Raw genomic sequence first — 14,937 nt, forward strand, 5'->3', positions numbered from 1 at the left:
TTCCTGCCTCTGGCCAGCGCGCGTGGCCAACGCCATGCGCGCGCACGCAACTGGCTTGCCGGTGCAACGGCGCTGTTACCGCCGTTGCGCACGCTCACCTCCTGCGCATCTGAATCCCTTTCCGCATTGAGAAGCCACTGATGTCTTCAATCTCCCCGGCGCTGGCACGGGCATCCCTGCCACTGGGCCTGCTCTGCGCGATCTCGCTGGCCAACGCGCAGACCGCGCCTGCCGATGCCGACGCCGTCGCTGCCCCGATGGCGGCCGCGGCCGCCCCGGCTGCCCGCGTCAACATCAACGAGTACCTGGTGCGCGGCAACACCGTGCTCGGCGCGCGCGATATCGAGCAGGCGGTCTCCCCGCATCTCGGCCCGGACCGCACCCTGCAGGATGTCGAAGCGGCGCGCGTGGCGCTGCAGTCGGCCTATCAGGGCAAGGGCTACCAGTCTGTCTATGTGGATCTGCCCGAGCAGCAGGTCAGCGGCGGCGTGGTGATCCTGCAGGTCACCGAGACCCGCATCGGCCAGGTCAAGGTGGTCGGCGCCGAGCACAACGATCCCGCGCGCCTGGCCGAGCGCGTGCCGGCGCTGCAGGCAGGCGCCGTGCCGGACTTCGAACGCGCGCAGGCGCAGCTGACCGAACTCAACCGAGGCGGCAAGCGTCAGGTGGTGCCGCTGGTCAAGCCCGGCGCCGCTGAGGGCACGATGGATGTGGAGCTCAAGGTCGATGACACGTCCCCCTGGCGCTACAGCGCCACGCTCAACAACGACCACAGCGTGGACACCGAGCCACTGCGCAGCATCCTCACGGTCGGCCACGACAACCTCTGGCAGCGCGAGCACACCGCTTCGCTGACGTTCTTCGCCGCGCCGCAGGACCTGGACCAGGCCAACGTGTGGTCCGGTGCCTACGGTCTGCCGCTGGGCAGCCCGGACTGGATGCTGGATTTCTCCGGCTACCGCTCCGACAGCAACGTGGTGTCCACCGGCCAGACCAATGTCACCGGCAAGGGCCACGCGGTCGGCGTCAAGCTCAGCCGCACCTTCCCGATGACGGGCGCCTGGTGGCACCAGCTCTCGGCCGGTGTCGACTTCAAGGACCTGGACGAATCGGTCGCGATGGTCGGCCAGGCCTCGGATTTCGCCCCGCTCAAGTACGCGCCCGTGACCGTGGCTTACAGCGGCTTCCGCCAGGGCACCAGGCACCAGCTCAATGTCGGCGTGCAGGCGGTGTTCGGTGCGCGCAGCCTGTTCGGCTACGGCAGTACCGATGATGAGTTCGACTGGAAGCGCGCCTACGCCGATCCCAGCTTCTTCGCGCTCAAGCTGGAACTGAGCGACACCTACACGCTGGAGAGTGGTGCGCAGTGGTTCGCGCGGCTGTCGGCGCAGATGACCGACCAGCCGCTGGTCTCCGGCGAGCAGTTCGCCGCCGGCGGCATGTTCACCACCCGTGGCTACCGCTCGGCCGAAGGCATCGGCGATTACGGCGCGCTGGCCACGCTGGAATGGCGCACGCGCCCGCTCGGCCTGTGGGGCCTGCAGGACTGGCGCTTCTACGGCTTCCTCGATGGCGCCTGGCTGGGCCTGCGCCGGCCGCTGCCCGAGCAGGCCGACAGCGCCGCGATGAGTGCCATCGGCGTGGGCAGCAGCCTGCGCATCGGCGAGCACTACAACCTCCGCTTCGACTACGGCCGGACGCTGCGCGACGGCCCGACCACGACCAAAGATGCCAACCGCCTGCACCTGAGCGTCGGCGCCAGCTACTGAGCCTGACTTTCCCAAGCATTTTCCGGAGATACCGTCCATGCAACGCCTTCTTGCCCTCTTGTTGTTCTGTCTGAGCATGTCCACGCTCGGCGTCGCCCACGCCGAGACCGCGTGGTGGCAGGCCGACTGGAAGTACCGCAAACCGATCACGCTCGATGCCAGCCCCAACGGGGCCGCGCTGGGCGGCAATCTCGGCCGTACGCCCGTGCTGATCCGCCTGCACACCGGCAACTTCGCGTTCGATGGTGTTGCCGAGGGCGGCAACGACCTGCGCTTCATCGGTGCCGATGGCCACACCGTGCTCAACCACCAGGTGGAGCAGTACGACGCGGCGCTGGGCATGGCCCTGATCTGGGTGGATGTGCCTACGCTCAGTGGCACTGCAGCGCAGACGATCTGGATGTACTACGGCAACGCCGGTGCGCCGGCGGCGGCCAATGGCCAGCGCGTGTTCGATCCAGACTACAGCGCGGTCTACCACTTCGCCGACAGCGGCACCGAGGCACGTGACACCACGGCGTACGTCAACACGCTCACCGGTGAGTTCAAGCCCGCAGACGGCGCGATCATCGGCCGCGGTGCCCAGCTGGCCGGTGCGCCGCTGCATCTGCCCGGTGCGCCGTCACTCGCCGTTGCCGCCAACGGTGCGATGACCGTCTCTGCCTGGATCAAACCGGACCAGCTCGGCCCGGACCAGGCGATCTACGCCCGCCGCGAGGGCGGCAACGTCTTCCTCGTTGGCCTCGACAACGGCGTGCCTTACGTGCGCGTCAACGACCAGCGCAGCCAGCCGATTCCGGCGCTGGTGGCGGGCCAGTGGGCACACGTGGCGGTGACCAGCACCGAGAATGCGGTGATCCTGTACGTCGCCGGCCGCGAAGCAGTGCGTCTGGCCACCGGCCTGCCGGCCTTCACCGGTGAGGCCTTGCTCGGTGGCGATGCACCCGCCGCGGGTGCGGCGGGCGATGCGGCTGCCATTCCGGCCGCGCAGCCGTTCCTCGGTGTAATCGATGAAGTGCGTGTGTCCAAGGTGGCACGCCCGGCCACTGCACTGCTGGCCGATGCCACCGCGCAGGGTGCCGAATCGCGCCTGATCGCCTTCGGCGAAGACGAGCAGTCGGCGGGTGTGAGCCACTTCGGTTTCATCCTCAAGGCGATGCCGGTCGATGCCTGGGTGGTGGTGATCGTGCTGGGCCTGATGCTGCTGCTGTCGTGGGCGATCATGATCGCCAAGAGCCGCTATTTTGGCACCGTGGCCAAGGCCAACGAGGCCTTCACCGCCCAGTACAAGAAGGTCACCGGTGCACCGGTCGCCTCGCTGCAGGCGCTGGAACGTACCGGCAGCCTGGCCCCGCAGATCCGCGACAACTCCACGCTGTGGCGGCTGTACCGCATCGCCATGGACGAAATGGACGGGCGCGGCTCGCACCACCATGGCCTTACCGCCGCGGCGATCACCTCGATCCGCGCCTCGATGGACGCCGAAGTCACGCGCGAGACCGAGCGCATGTCCAAGCGCATGAACTGGCTCTCCACCACGATCGAAGGCGCCCCGTACATCGGCCTGTTCGGCACCGTGATCGGCATCATGCTGGTGTTTGCGGTGGCGGCGATGGCCGGCGCGGTGGACATCAACTCGGTGGCCCCGGGCATGGCAGCCGCCCTGCTGTGCACGGCTGCCGGCCTGGGCGTCGCGATCCCGGCGCTGTTTGGCTACAACTGGCTGGCCTCGCGCGCTGAAGCGATCGCGGCGGACATGTCGGTGTTCGTCGATGAGTTCACCGCGCGCCTGGCCGAAGAGTTCGATCGCACCGCACCGGCCGCCGCAGCGCGCCCGGCGCTGGCCTGAGGAGACCACCATGGCCAGGGCAAAGCGGTTCGGCATCAAGAAACGCGAGAAAGGCATCAACGTCACCCCGTTCGTGGACGTGCTGCTGGTGGTGCTGGTGATCTTCATCCTCACCAGCAACGCCACCATTCCCGGGATCGAGGTCAACCTGCCGAAGGCCAGTTCCAGCATGGCGCTGGAGAAGCCCAAGACCAAGGCGATCACGGTGGACAACGCCGGCCAGATCTTCCTGGACGCCTACCCGGTCAGCCTGGCCGAGCTGGAGGATCGCCTGCGCACGGAGAAGGCACTGAACCCGGATATCCCGGTGATCGTGCGCGGCGATGCGCAGGTGCAGTACGCGCGTGTGGTCGAAGTGCTCGACCTGCTGCGCAAGATCGAGCTGACCCAGGTCGGCCTGGTCACCGGCAAAGTGCAGGGGTGAGGGCGTGACTTCCCTCCACTCCCGCAGCGGTGACAGCGTGCCCGCGTGGCGCCGCTGGTGGCCCGTGGCGGCGTTGCTCGTCGGCCTGGCGGCCGTGGCGTTGCTCCTCTGGTACCTGCTGTTCAAGGACACCGCCAGTACGCGCCGGCCCGTGGCCGAGATCCCAATGGTGATGTTGCCGCCGCCACCGCCGCCGCCCCCACCGGAGCCCGAGCCCGAGCCGGAGGTGACCCCTGAAGAGGTCATGCCCGAGCCCGAGCCGCTGGACGAGGTGCCCAAGCCCACCGAAGAAGCGCCGACGCCCGACACCGCCGACCCGGTGACGATGGATGCCGACGCGCAGGCCGGCGGCGACAGCTTCGGCATCCAGTCCGGCTCGGGGGGCGGGCGCAGCGGTACCGGTGCCGGCGGCGCCGGCAATGCGAGCTACGGCCGTTACCTGGGCTACGTGCTGCAACAGGCCGTGGCACGCGACGCCAAGGTGCAGCGCCTGGCCTTCCAGCTGACCGTCAACGTCTGGCTGGACGAGGCCGGGCAGGTGACCCGCGTCGAGCTCGCGCGCGGCAGCGGCAACACCGAAGCCGATGAAGCGGTGCTGCAGGCGATCCGCGCGATCGGCCGCATCGACGAGCGGCCACCGGCGTCGTTGAGCTTCCCCGCGCGCGTGCTGGTGCAGGGCCGTCGTCCGGCCGGATGAGCTGCGCTGTCTTTCTTCTTCCCTGATCTTTCCTTTCTGCGAGCAAGCCGATGACCCGTTCAACCCTCCACTCCGCGCTGCTGGGACTCCGCAGCACCGCCATCGCCACCGGTGTCGCCCTGGTCCTGGTCAGCGGCGGTGCCCACGCCCAGGCCACGGGCGGCGAGAGCACCATGATCAAGCTGATCCGCGGTCTGATGGACAGCGGTGCGCTCAAGCCCGAGGCCGGCCAGGCGCTGTTGCTGGAGGCGCAGCGCGAATCGGCCGCAGCTCCCGCAGCGCCGGCGTCCACCGCGATCGCCGCGCAGCCCGGTGACGTGCGCGTGCCCTACATCCCGCAGACCGTGCGCGATGAGATCCGCGAAGAGGTCAAGGCCAGCGTCATGGCCGAGGCCAAGGCCGAGCGTTGGGCGGCGCCGGACCAGGTGCCCGAGTGGACCCAGCGCCTGCGCGTGCAGGGTGACGTGCGCGTGCGCAACGAGAGCCGCCTGTATTCCGAGCGCAACAGCGACATCGAAGTGGACTGGGCGCGGATCAACGCCGGCAACGGCTACGACGTCAACGGCAACACCAACCTGGATCTGCCGCCGCTGCGCAATACCCGCCAGGACCGCAACAATTCCTGGCGGATCCGCGCACGCCTGGGCGTGATCGCCGAGCTGGGCGAGCACACCCGTGCCGGCGTGCGCCTGGCGACCGGCAACGACAACGGCCCGGTGTCCTCCACCCAGACGCTGGGCGGTGGCCTGGCCAAGAAAGACGCCTGGCTCGACCAGGCATGGCTGTCGTGGTCGCCGGTGGCGGGCCTGGACATCCTCGGTGGCCGCTTCGGCAATCCGTACTGGTCCACCGACACGCTGTTCTCCAACGACCTCAACTTCGATGGCCTGGCGTTCAAGTACGCGCAGCCGATCGGCGATGACGGCCTGTCCTTGTTCGCCACGCTGGGCCTGACGCCGTTGGAGTACTCCTCCGACAGCTTCCCGAACACCAGCCAGGACAAGATGAAGAGCGACAACAAGTGGCTCAACGGCGCGCAGGTCGGCGCCGAGTGGCAGTTCGGCGATGCGCAGAAACTGCGTGCGGCGGTCGGCTACTACGATTTCCGCAACACCGCCGGCGAGTACTCGCAGCCGTGCGCGCTGTATGCCGGCGCGGACTTCTGCAGCAGCGACTGGTCGCGCCCTGCATTCATGCAGAAGGGCAATACGCTGATGCTGCTGCGGAACATCGCGCTCAATCCGCTCGACCCGGCCAACACCCCGATGCCGCAATACGTTGGCCTGGCCTCGGAGTTCGAACTGCTCGACCTCAACCTGGCCTGGGAAACGCCGTTGTTCGCGGGCAATGCCCTGCGCCTGGAAGGGCACGCGATCAAGAACCTGGCCTACGATCCCAACCGCATGTGGGAACGCGCGCAGGGCGGCATCGTCACCAACCTGGGCACTGCCGCCAACGGCGTGGCCGGGCCGCAGGACATCCAGAGCGGTGACATGGCGTACATGGCGCAGGCGACCTTCGGCCAGCTGGTGATGAAGCAGGCCGGCGACTGGAACCTGGCGGTGGGCTACAAACGCCTGGAAGGCGATGCGCTGCCCGATGCCTACAACGATTCCAACTTCCACCTCGGTGGCACCAATGCCAAGGGCTACTACCTGAGCAGCTCCTACATGTTCGACCGGAACGTGTGGCTGACCGGGCGCTGGATGGCCGCCAAGGAGGTCACCGGCGCCCCGTTGTCGATCGACGTCTTCCAGCTGGAAGTCAACGCAGGCTTCTGACCGACGCAACGCCTGTCTCCGGGAGGCGGCGTGCCGCCTCCCTTGCTGCCCCACATTGGATTTTCACCATGAACACCGACACTTCCCTCGCGCCGGATGCCGGCGACGACGTCGATGCCGATGCCGATGCCGTCTCGGCAGCGGCCGACAGCATCACGCCGCCGGCCAGCTGGCCCATGCTCTACCGCCGCCCGGTCGTGCTGTCGTCGCAGCTTCATGCCCACTGGCGCGTGCGCCAGACCGGCGCCGCGTTCGCCGCCGGCAGTCACTCGATTCCAGTGATGATCGGGGAATTCGCCGCGGCCTCGCGCGCGTATCCGCTGGTCTTCGCCGGTCCCGATCATCTGCCGATCGCCGTGCTCGGCCTGGAGGCGGAGCAGAACCGCTTCGTCATCGCCGACCAATGGCAGGCCGGCGCCTACATTCCCGCCTACATGCGGCGCTACCCGTTCGTGTTCGCGCGCACCAGCGAGCCGGACGGCTACGTGCTGGCCATCGATGCCGATGCGGACATGATCGTGCAGGAGGGCGAGGAAGGGCTGCCGCTGTTCGAGGGCGACCAGCCTTCGGCGATGACGCGTCATGCCCTGCAGTTCTGCGAAGCCTTCACCCGCGAAGACATCGCCACCCGCGCCTTCAGTGCCGCCCTGGCCGAGGCCGGCGTGCTGATCGAGCGCCAGGCTGACGTGGTCCTCGCCGATGGCCGCCGCCACAGCCTGCAGGGCTTCCATGTCGTCGATCCCGCGCGTCTGGATGCGCTGCCGGATGCCACCCTCGTGCACTGGCATCGCCAGGGCTGGCTGGCGCCAGTGTATTTCCACCTGGCTTCGCTGGGTCGCTTCGCCGACCTCGCCACAGGCTGACCTGTTCTACCGGGGCGCCGTGCAGGTGCCGTCACTCCAGGCCGGTGGGAAGACCAGCCCTTCGAGTGGCGTCATCTGTGCGGCACCCGATCCGGTGCGTTCGCGCGCGGCAGCCGGCACGGCACTCCGTCCGAGCGCACAAAAGCGCGCCGCAGCGGAAATACCTGCAAGGGAAGATGGCGAGGATGGTGCGCCCGGAGGGATTCGAACCCCCGACCAATGGCTTCGGAAGCCACTACTCTATCCGGCTGAGCTACGAGCGCGTTGTATCCTGCATCCCGCCGGGCCGCCTGATGGGGCCACGGACCGCCGAAGCGGCGCGGGAGGAGCATTCTATCCGTAAACGCCGCGCAGGTCTGCCCCCTGCATCGATGCACCGGGCGGCGGCGCGCCCGGCCAGCCCAGGCGGTATCCTTTACCGATGGCTTACGAACGTTTTGAAGCGCCCGAAGCGGCGCCCCCGTCGCGCTGGCGGCACTACTGGAAGTTGATGCGCGCCGACCGCCCGATCGGCACCCTGCTGCTGCTCTGGCCCACCTGGTGGGCCCTGTGGCTGGCCTCCGGCGGGCTGCCCCCGCTGTGGACGCTGTTCGTGTTCACCGCCGGCGTCTGGCTGACCCGCTCGGCCGGCTGCGTGATCAACGATTACGCCGACCGCTGGCTGGACCCACACGTCAAGCGCACCAAGGACCGCCCGCTGGCCAGCGGCGCCGTCTCCGGCCGCGAGGCGCTGGCCCTGTTCGCCGGGCTGATGATCGTCGCCTTCGCGCTGGTGTTGACCCTGAACTGGCTCACCATCGGCATGAGCTTCATCGGTGTCTTCCTGGCCGCCAGCTACCCCTACCTGAAGCGCTACACCCACCTGCCGCAGGTCTACCTCGGCATGGCCTTCGGCTGGGGCATCCCGATGGCCTTCGCCGCGGTGCAGGGCGAGGTGCCGGTGATCGGCTGGCTGCTCTACTGCGCCAACATCCTGTGGTCGACCGCGTATGACACCTGGTACGCCATGGTTGACCGCGATGACGACCTGAAGATGGGCTCGCACTCCACCGCGATCCTGTTCGGGGATCTGGACCTGGTGATCCAGGGGATTCTCTACGCGCTGTTCCTGGGCACGATGGCGCTGGTCGGCCTGCGCGCCGGGCTGGGCGTCTATTACGGCCTCGGCGTCGGCGTGGCCGCCGGCCTGATCGCCTACGAGTTCTGGATCGCCCGCAAGCGCGAACGCGATCCGTGCTTCAAGGCCTTCCTGCACAACAACTGGGTCGGCGCCGCGCTGTTCGCCGGCATCGCGGTGTCGCTGGCGCTGCGCTGAGGGGGCACCCGACCAACGGTCGGGTGCTACCGGTAACGCGCACATGGGTAGTGCCGGCCGCTGGCCGGCACCCGACCACCTCGCGGAGCCGGGCAGCCCCCGGCACTACGACCATTAGGCGACTGACAGCGCCGTGGCCAGCGCCCAGAATCCCTCCCATTGAATGATCGGGGAGGGCGGGGCAATGAACACGTCGACGGTGGTACAGGACGGCTGGATGGCGCGCGCGGCGTTGCGCTCAGCCGCCTGGGCGGAAAAATGGTTCCCTGATGCGTACGTGTTCGCGGTGCTCGGCGTGGTCATCGTCGCGGCCGCCGCGATGGGCTTCGGCGCCACCCCGCAGGCCACCGCTACGGCATTCGGCGAGGGCTTCTGGAGCCTGATCCCCTTCACCATGCAGATGGCCTTCGTGGTCATCGGCGGCTACGCGGTGGCCACCGCGCCGATCGTCGCGCGTTTCATCGATCTGCTGGCCCGCGTCCCGAAAACCGGCCGTGGCGCGGTGGTCTACGTCGGCCTGATCAGTATGCTGGCCTCGCTGCTCAGCTGGGGCTTCTCGCTGGTGTTCGGTGGGCTGCTGGTCCGCGCGCTGGCCCGCCGCGAAGCACTCCACATGGACTACCGCGCCGCCGGCGCCTCGGCGTATCTCGGCCTCGGCGCGGTCTGGGCGATGGGGCTGAGCTCCTCGGCCGCCCAGCTGCAGGCCAACCCGGCCAGCATGCCGCCCGGACTAGTGGAAATCACCGGCGTGCTGCCCTTCACCGAAACCATCTTCCTGTGGCAGTCGATCGCGCTGACATCCGCACTGATCCTGGTGTCGCTGCTGATCGCTTGGCTGACCGCGCCCGGCGCCGCCACTGCGCGCACCGCCAAGGACTTCGAAGGCGCTGCCCGCGCCGAGGCCGAGCCGCTGCAGCCGCGCACCCGCCCCGGCGAGTGGCTGGAGTACAGCCCGCTGCTGACGGTGTTGCTCTCGCTGCTCGCGTTCGGCTGGTTGTTCGGCGAGTTCGCCAGCAAGCCGGTGGTGACCGCCATCGCCAACCTCAACACCTACAACTTCCTGTTCATCTCGCTCGGCCTGCTGCTGCACTGGCGCCCGCGCAGCTTCCTCAACGCCGTGGCCAAGGCCGTCCCCAGCACCACCGGCGTGCTGATCCAGTTCCCGCTGTATGGCGGCATCGCGATGATCCTCACCCACGCCACCGGCAGTGGCGATGAGACCCTCGCCCATCGCCTCTCCACCCTGTTCGTGCATATCGCCACCACCGACACCTTCGCGCTGGTGATGGGCGTGTACTCGGCCGTGCTCGGCTTCTTCGTGCCCTCCGGCGGCGGCAAGTGGATCATCGAAGCGCCGTACGTCATGCAGGCGGCCAACGAACTGAAGGCCCATCTGGGGTGGGCGGTACAGGTCTACAACGCGGCCGAGGCGTTGCCGAACCTGATCAACCCGTTCTGGATGCTGCCGCTGCTGGGCGTGCTCGGCCTGAAGGCGCGCGACATCGTCGGCTTCACCTTCATCCAGCTGCTGGTGCACATCCCGCTGGTGCTCGGCCTGCTGTGGCTGCTCGGCATGACGCTGACCTACGTGCCGCCGGTGATGCCGTGATCGTCATCTGCGCGTCATCTGCAGACGTTGGCTCAGCGATGCCCTGTTCAGTCGCACGGCGAGGCATTCTGTGGGAAGCGGAATAAGGGCATTCGAACCGTTCATATGCGGGTCAACGCCTACTGCGACATGGGGTCTGCACTCGCTGAAAAGGCGGGCGTGGAGACGTTGACGAATTCGTATACAAACCCCCACACGTCGTTAACCTCGCGCTGCAGAGGATGGCCCGGACCGCGACATTCCGTTTGCGGCAACCGGAGAATCGAGATGGCTCAGCAGAACCAGCAGAACCCGAATCAGCGCGGTGAGCAGCAGGAAGGTGGTCGCGGCCAGCAGCAGCAACAGCAGCAGGAACAGCAGCAGCGCAACCAGAACCAGCAGCAGGGCGGCCAGCAGGACGAGGAAGAGTGAGCCCAGCTGGCTGCTGTGTGAACTGAAGCCCCGCTCCGGCGGGGCTTCGTTCGTCCGGGCCTGCTCAGGCCGAGCGCAGGTGCCAGCCCAGTGCTGCGTCTTCGACCACCGCACCCGGTACCACGTCATGCAGCACCACGCGGATGCCGCGCGCATTCGGCAGCACCTTCTGCTCGGGGAACCAGCGGCGGGTGGCATCGACCACGATCAACAGGCCTTCGTCATCGCCCAGTGGTGCGAAGTGCGGCGTGGGCTGTGACAGAGGCTCCAGCCCGAAGGCGTTCTGTGCGTTTGCCTGCACTTCACCGACGTGTTCAGCGGGCAGGCCGACCTCGCTGATGCAGGTCATCTCGCTGCCGTGGAACCCGCCCTGGCACTCGCCCGCAGGCAAGCGTCGCCGCGCGATCAATTCCAGGATCAGGCCGTCCGGCCCGGTGAAATAGATCGATTCCGAATCCCAGCGGCCATCGAAGGTGAAGTGGTCATGGCCTTTCAGATCGCGCTGCAGGGTGGCGCGTGCTTTGAGCCAGTCGGTGGCCGCCTCGAAGCGATTGGCGGGCACGTTGAACGCCAGGTGCACACCGCCGACCGGGTTCGATCCTGCGGGTTGCAACTGCAGAGTGCTCCAGCCGATGCGCACGGCTGAGCCCTCGACCGGCAGCTGAAGTTCATCGCGGAAGTACGCCACGGTGGCGGCGACATCGGACACAGGGAGATCGATCTGATGGATGCGCATGGTGCGGGAGGCCTCGCGTAGATACGTCGAGATTCTGCTGGATAACCGAGGCGCGCGCTATGCGTTGATCTGATCAAATGGACACCGTCACAAGGGCATTTCCTACTTCATTACGCGGAGAAGACCGGCTACTCGCTTGGCTACGAAAGGCGTTGAATGTTCGACAACGCCTTCGCCCCTTCGCGGACATTTATCGGCAGGAGAATCAACCGCAATCCGCGGCGCTACACGGTCCATTACGGTTGTTGCTGTTTCGTAATGCCCATTTATCTGCGCAACTGAAATGCCAGTGCGCAGTGTCACCGACTGATTCGATAGACAATCAAGTCAGATCGGATTCTTCGTTTCATAATAAGGAGGTATCTCATGAATCGCGTACTCAATCTGCAGCGCCTAGCCCTGGACACCAATGCCGGCACGATGGGAAACAGCTCGGGTAGCTCGACGCACACCTGCTGCGGCGCCGGGAGCGTGGATCGTTAACCACCGCCTGTGACTGATGTGAATAATCGTGGGTGTGGAACGCACCCACGATTCAGACCTTCAGTGATCGGCGTCCAAGCTGGAGATCCTGCCTGACGGTGGGCAAGGTGAGAGGAGGAGCTCTCATCCCGGCGTCCTACCTGCGACGTGCGTCTCAGGATCGCTAGCCGGCGTATCCAGCCGGAGAGGGGACCGCTGCCCGATGTCCTTCCCGCAGCAGTGTTGGACACCGCTTGGCTCAATACATGGGTCAAGCGCCGAGCCCATTCAAGGAGCGCGCGCCATGGCATCTGAAAATCTGACACTGCGGGAACTTCGGCACGTAGACAAGATCACGTTCATCAATAGCGATGATCGCTTCTATGAGCCGGATTACGACCATTACACGCCGGGCGATGAGCTCGCCGCAATCGTGCGACCACTACTGGCAGCGCATGGGCGTGGTTGGGAAATTCGCCGGAAGAATGTTTGGTCGCACGTGACGCCTGGTGGCGATGCTCAGGTGCGCTCTCTTCCCATCCAAGGGTGGAAGATTCACCTGTCGGCGATCGAGGACAATTGCCGCGCCATGCTGGCTGACGCTGCGGCGCTGTTGCTGGAGCAGGATGTCCAGTTCAAGTTCGCGAACGATTGCCGGACGATGAGGATGATGACATCCAAGCGATGGCCCCGGGGAGGGTCCGGAAAGTTCATCACCGTCTATCCGCACACGGAGGGCGAATTCATCCAGGTGATCGAGGCGCTTTACCAGGCGCTTGGCGCCCGGACCGGCTCCTACATTCTGTCCGACAGACGCTACAAGGACAGCCGCTGCCTGTACTACCGCTATGGCGGCATCATTCAGGTGAGCCACCTGGACATCATGGGTAAGCGGATACCGATGCTAGTGGGGCCATCGGGAGAGCACATGCCTGACCGCCGGAACCCATACTTCGAGAGTCCGCCGTGGGCTCAGGATCCGTTCCCGAGTGATGAGGATGAAACTGACGACCGATCACTCAATGGGGGACGATATCTCGTCGAAAGCGCGCTGGGCTTCTCCAACACGGGAGGTGTCTATCTGTCGATCGAGCGCGCTACCGGCCGACAGGTGGTCATCAAGGAGGCGCGTCCTCATGTCGAGCTCTACGAGAACGGCGGGGATGCGACTACCCGTCTCAAGCGCGAGATGGAGAACCTGAGCATCCTGAGTTCCTTGGGTATCGCGCCAGCGGTCCTCGATACCTTCTGGGACTGGGAAAACCTCTACATGGTCGAAGAGTACGTCGATGCCCATGACATGCGTCAGGTCATGCTGCAGTTCTCTCCACTGATGAAAGTACGCCCGACGCTGGCGGATAGTGATGCGTTCTACGCGATGTACAGGGACATCTTCGTCAACATCATGCGTGCAGTTGATCTAGCTCATGGGGCGGGCATGGTGATCGGTGACTTGTCTCCTCCCAATATCCTTGTTGCCAAGAACAGTCTGGCAGTCCGCCTGATCGATCTTGAGGCCGCGTTTCGACCCGAGCTCGGAGAGTCAGAGGACATCCACACACCTGGCTTCCGGAGCAAGCTTAAGAGCCGGGCAAGGATCAGCAGCTACGAAGATGACAACTATGCCGTGGCTGCCATCATGATGTACGCCATGTTCCCGATCGTCGCCATGGCCTACATCAGAGATGATCTGTTCGATACAGTGCTGCCTGAGATTGTGTGGGATATCGGCTGGGAGGACACGCCCGTCATGGGGGTCATCCGTGACCTCGCACGAGGCAAGGTCAGCCTGAAAGAGGCGGAGGAACGGCTGCTGCAGCCGGTGAGCATTCGCCAGCCCTATGCCTCCAGAGCTGGTAGACGCCTTCCCGCTGACAGCGTGCTGAAGAGGCTGGCCGCCTTCATCCAAGTCAATTATCGCCTCGACCCGAATCACACGCTCTTCCCGTGCGATCCATTCGCGCTGGCGACAAACGGTAGCAGCCTTGGTTTTGGGTCATCAGGGGTGATCTACGCGCTCATCCGTGCCGGAGTGGAGGTGCCCCAAGCGGCATGGGATCGGCATCTCGCCGAGGTCTCTAGCCTGAACAGCCAGAATGCGGCGCCGGGATTCCTGACCGGCCTCGCGGGGATCGGTTGGGCGCACCTGGCAATGGGAGAGGCCGCCATTGGCCTCAGCTTTGTGGACCAAGCCAACAGGAGTGCGCAGAACATCACACATCCTTCCCTGTACTACGGGATGGCAGGCCTGGGCTTGGCCGATTTGGCCGCCTACGTGGTCTCTGGTCACCATCGCTATCTTGACCTGGCCCTGGAGCTCGCGGCACAGCTCGAGTCCTCCGCGCTTCGGAGCAACGACGGGCTGTATTGGGAAGACGATGGAGTCGTCCGAATCGGCTTTGGCTATGGACAATCCGGAATCGCTCTTTTCTTCCTTCGACTGTCACAGGCCGCCGGAGACCAGCGCTGGCGAACTCTGGGCAAGGCTGCCCTGTGCTACGACCTCGCTCATGGCCATGAGCTGGAGGCAGGGGTGACGACATTTGCCGCTGCTCCGGCAGGGATCACGACTTATGAGCATTACATTGAGCAAGGCACCGCCGGCATCGTCAAGGTGGCCATCCGGTACGGACTTTGGGAGACGGTGGATCAGCTCGTACTAGATCTGCACAGAAAGTACGCCGGCTTCGCAGGCCTCATGTATGGCTTGGCTGGCCTCATCGACACGCTGGTTGATGCCCACGTGTACTCCGGCAACCCCAAGTATCTGGAAATGGCCCAGCGTGCCTACCAAGGCCTTACCGATCTCTATGTTTTCGGAGACGACGACATGGCTGCGGTGCCTGGAGAGAACCTCTTCCGCATATCGTGTGATTATGCAACTGGAATGGCCGGGGTCATACGCGCCGTCCAGAGGCTCAGTGCTCCTGATGGCGATGACTTCTGCTTGGATGTCATGGACGGGCCACTGCTGAAGCGCATCGGTGCGCACGCTGTCCAAGCGTCTGCGTGATCGCGAGG

General features: G+C 65.8%; 11 protein-coding genes and 1 tRNA gene. 10 read left to right on the plus strand and 2 right to left on the minus strand.

The genetic code is table 11. The features are described from left to right. Window positions 1-140 precede the first annotated feature (140 nt). From ABE472_RS05125 to ABE472_RS05150, 6 genes are all read left to right on the plus strand, one after another. The gene (locus ABE472_RS05125) at window positions 141-1,769 is read left to right on the plus strand and encodes a ShlB/FhaC/HecB family hemolysin secretion/activation protein (RefSeq protein WP_346465742.1); all 1,629 of its coding nucleotides are present in this window, start codon (window positions 141-143) and stop codon (window positions 1,767-1,769) included. Window positions 1,770-1,806: 37 nt separating this feature from the next. Beyond that, a complete protein-coding gene (locus ABE472_RS05130) occupies window positions 1,807-3,618 on the plus strand; it encodes a DUF2341 domain-containing protein (RefSeq protein WP_346463339.1) in 1,812 nt (603 codons plus the stop codon). Window positions 3,619-3,628: 10 nt separating this feature from the next. Further along, window positions 3,629-4,042 carry a biopolymer transporter ExbD gene (locus ABE472_RS05135; RefSeq protein ID WP_088433529.1) on the plus strand — a complete coding sequence of 138 codons (414 nt, stop codon included), beginning with the start codon at window positions 3,629-3,631 and terminating at the stop codon, window positions 4,040-4,042. A 4-nt stretch (window positions 4,043-4,046) separates the two neighbouring features. Then, window positions 4,047-4,739, plus strand: a complete 693-nt coding sequence (locus ABE472_RS05140) for an energy transducer TonB (RefSeq protein WP_346463337.1) — start codon at window positions 4,047-4,049, stop codon at window positions 4,737-4,739. Window positions 4,740-4,789: 50 nt separating this feature from the next. Further along, complete coding sequence (locus ABE472_RS05145) at window positions 4,790-6,520, plus strand: putative porin (protein ID WP_346463335.1); 1,731 nt, start codon at window positions 4,790-4,792, stop codon at window positions 6,518-6,520. 68 nt (window positions 6,521-6,588) lie between these two features. Next, window positions 6,589-7,383, plus strand: coding sequence for a SapC family protein (locus ABE472_RS05150; protein ID WP_346465744.1), 795 nt, complete (start codon window positions 6,589-6,591; stop codon window positions 7,381-7,383). A 186-nt stretch (window positions 7,384-7,569) separates the two neighbouring features. Here ABE472_RS05150 and ABE472_RS05155 read toward each other — a convergent pair. Next, window positions 7,570-7,646: transfer RNA gene (locus ABE472_RS05155), tRNA-Arg, on the minus strand. A gap of 158 nt (window positions 7,647-7,804) precedes the next feature. Between ABE472_RS05155 and ubiA the strand changes: the two genes are divergently transcribed. The 3 genes from ubiA (at window position 7,805) to ABE472_RS05170 (ending at window position 10,718) form a co-directional block, all read left to right on the plus strand. Next, window positions 7,805-8,698 carry a 4-hydroxybenzoate octaprenyltransferase gene (ubiA, locus tag ABE472_RS05160; protein WP_346465746.1) on the plus strand — a complete coding sequence of 298 codons (894 nt, stop codon included), beginning with the start codon at window positions 7,805-7,807 and terminating at the stop codon, window positions 8,696-8,698. Between the two features lie 184 nt (window positions 8,699-8,882). Then, the gene (locus ABE472_RS05165; RefSeq protein WP_346463332.1) at window positions 8,883-10,307 is read left to right on the plus strand and encodes a TIGR00366 family protein; all 1,425 of its coding nucleotides are present in this window, start codon (window positions 8,883-8,885) and stop codon (window positions 10,305-10,307) included. Between the two features lie 267 nt (window positions 10,308-10,574). After that, complete coding sequence (locus ABE472_RS05170) at window positions 10,575-10,718, plus strand: hypothetical protein (RefSeq protein WP_019185247.1); 144 nt, start codon at window positions 10,575-10,577, stop codon at window positions 10,716-10,718. Between the two features lie 64 nt (window positions 10,719-10,782). Here ABE472_RS05170 and ABE472_RS05175 read toward each other — a convergent pair whose 3' ends face one another. Beyond that, complete coding sequence (locus ABE472_RS05175; RefSeq protein WP_346463330.1) at window positions 10,783-11,454, minus strand: VOC family protein; 672 nt, start codon at window positions 11,452-11,454, stop codon at window positions 10,783-10,785. 766 nt (window positions 11,455-12,220) lie between these two features. On the opposite strand from ABE472_RS05175, the gene lanKC reads away from it, so the two are divergent. Further along, the gene (gene lanKC, locus ABE472_RS05180) at window positions 12,221-14,929 is read left to right on the plus strand and encodes a class III lanthionine synthetase LanKC (RefSeq protein WP_019185249.1); all 2,709 of its coding nucleotides are present in this window, start codon (window positions 12,221-12,223) and stop codon (window positions 14,927-14,929) included. Window positions 14,930-14,937 lie beyond the last annotated feature (8 nt).

Origin of the sequence: Stenotrophomonas sp. TWI809 (genome assembly GCF_039673205.1) — a bacterium.
In the GTDB taxonomy this organism is placed as follows: domain Bacteria; phylum Pseudomonadota; class Gammaproteobacteria; order Xanthomonadales; family Xanthomonadaceae; genus Stenotrophomonas.

Coding starts and splice junctions, on each gene's coding strand:
- ABE472_RS05125 (WP_346465742.1), top strand. CDS start 141: ATGTCTTCAATCTCCCCGGCGCTGGCACGGGCATCCCTGCCACTGGGC.
- ABE472_RS05130 (WP_346463339.1), top strand. CDS start 1,807: ATGCAACGCCTTCTTGCCCTCTTGTTGTTCTGTCTGAGCATGTCCACG.
- ABE472_RS05135 (WP_088433529.1), top strand. CDS start 3,629: ATGGCCAGGGCAAAGCGGTTCGGCATCAAGAAACGCGAGAAAGGCATC.
- ABE472_RS05145 (WP_346463335.1), top strand. CDS start 4,790: ATGACCCGTTCAACCCTCCACTCCGCGCTGCTGGGACTCCGCAGCACC.
- ABE472_RS05150 (WP_346465744.1), top strand. CDS start 6,589: ATGAACACCGACACTTCCCTCGCGCCGGATGCCGGCGACGACGTCGAT.
- ubiA (WP_346465746.1), top strand. CDS start 7,805: ATGGCTTACGAACGTTTTGAAGCGCCCGAAGCGGCGCCCCCGTCGCGC.
- ABE472_RS05165 (WP_346463332.1), top strand. CDS start 8,883: ATGAACACGTCGACGGTGGTACAGGACGGCTGGATGGCGCGCGCGGCG.
- ABE472_RS05170 (WP_019185247.1), top strand. CDS start 10,575: ATGGCTCAGCAGAACCAGCAGAACCCGAATCAGCGCGGTGAGCAGCAG.
- ABE472_RS05175 (WP_346463330.1), bottom strand. CDS start 11,454: ATGCGCATCCATCAGATCGATCTCCCTGTGTCCGATGTCGCCGCCACC.
- lanKC (WP_019185249.1), top strand. CDS start 12,221: ATGGCATCTGAAAATCTGACACTGCGGGAACTTCGGCACGTAGACAAG.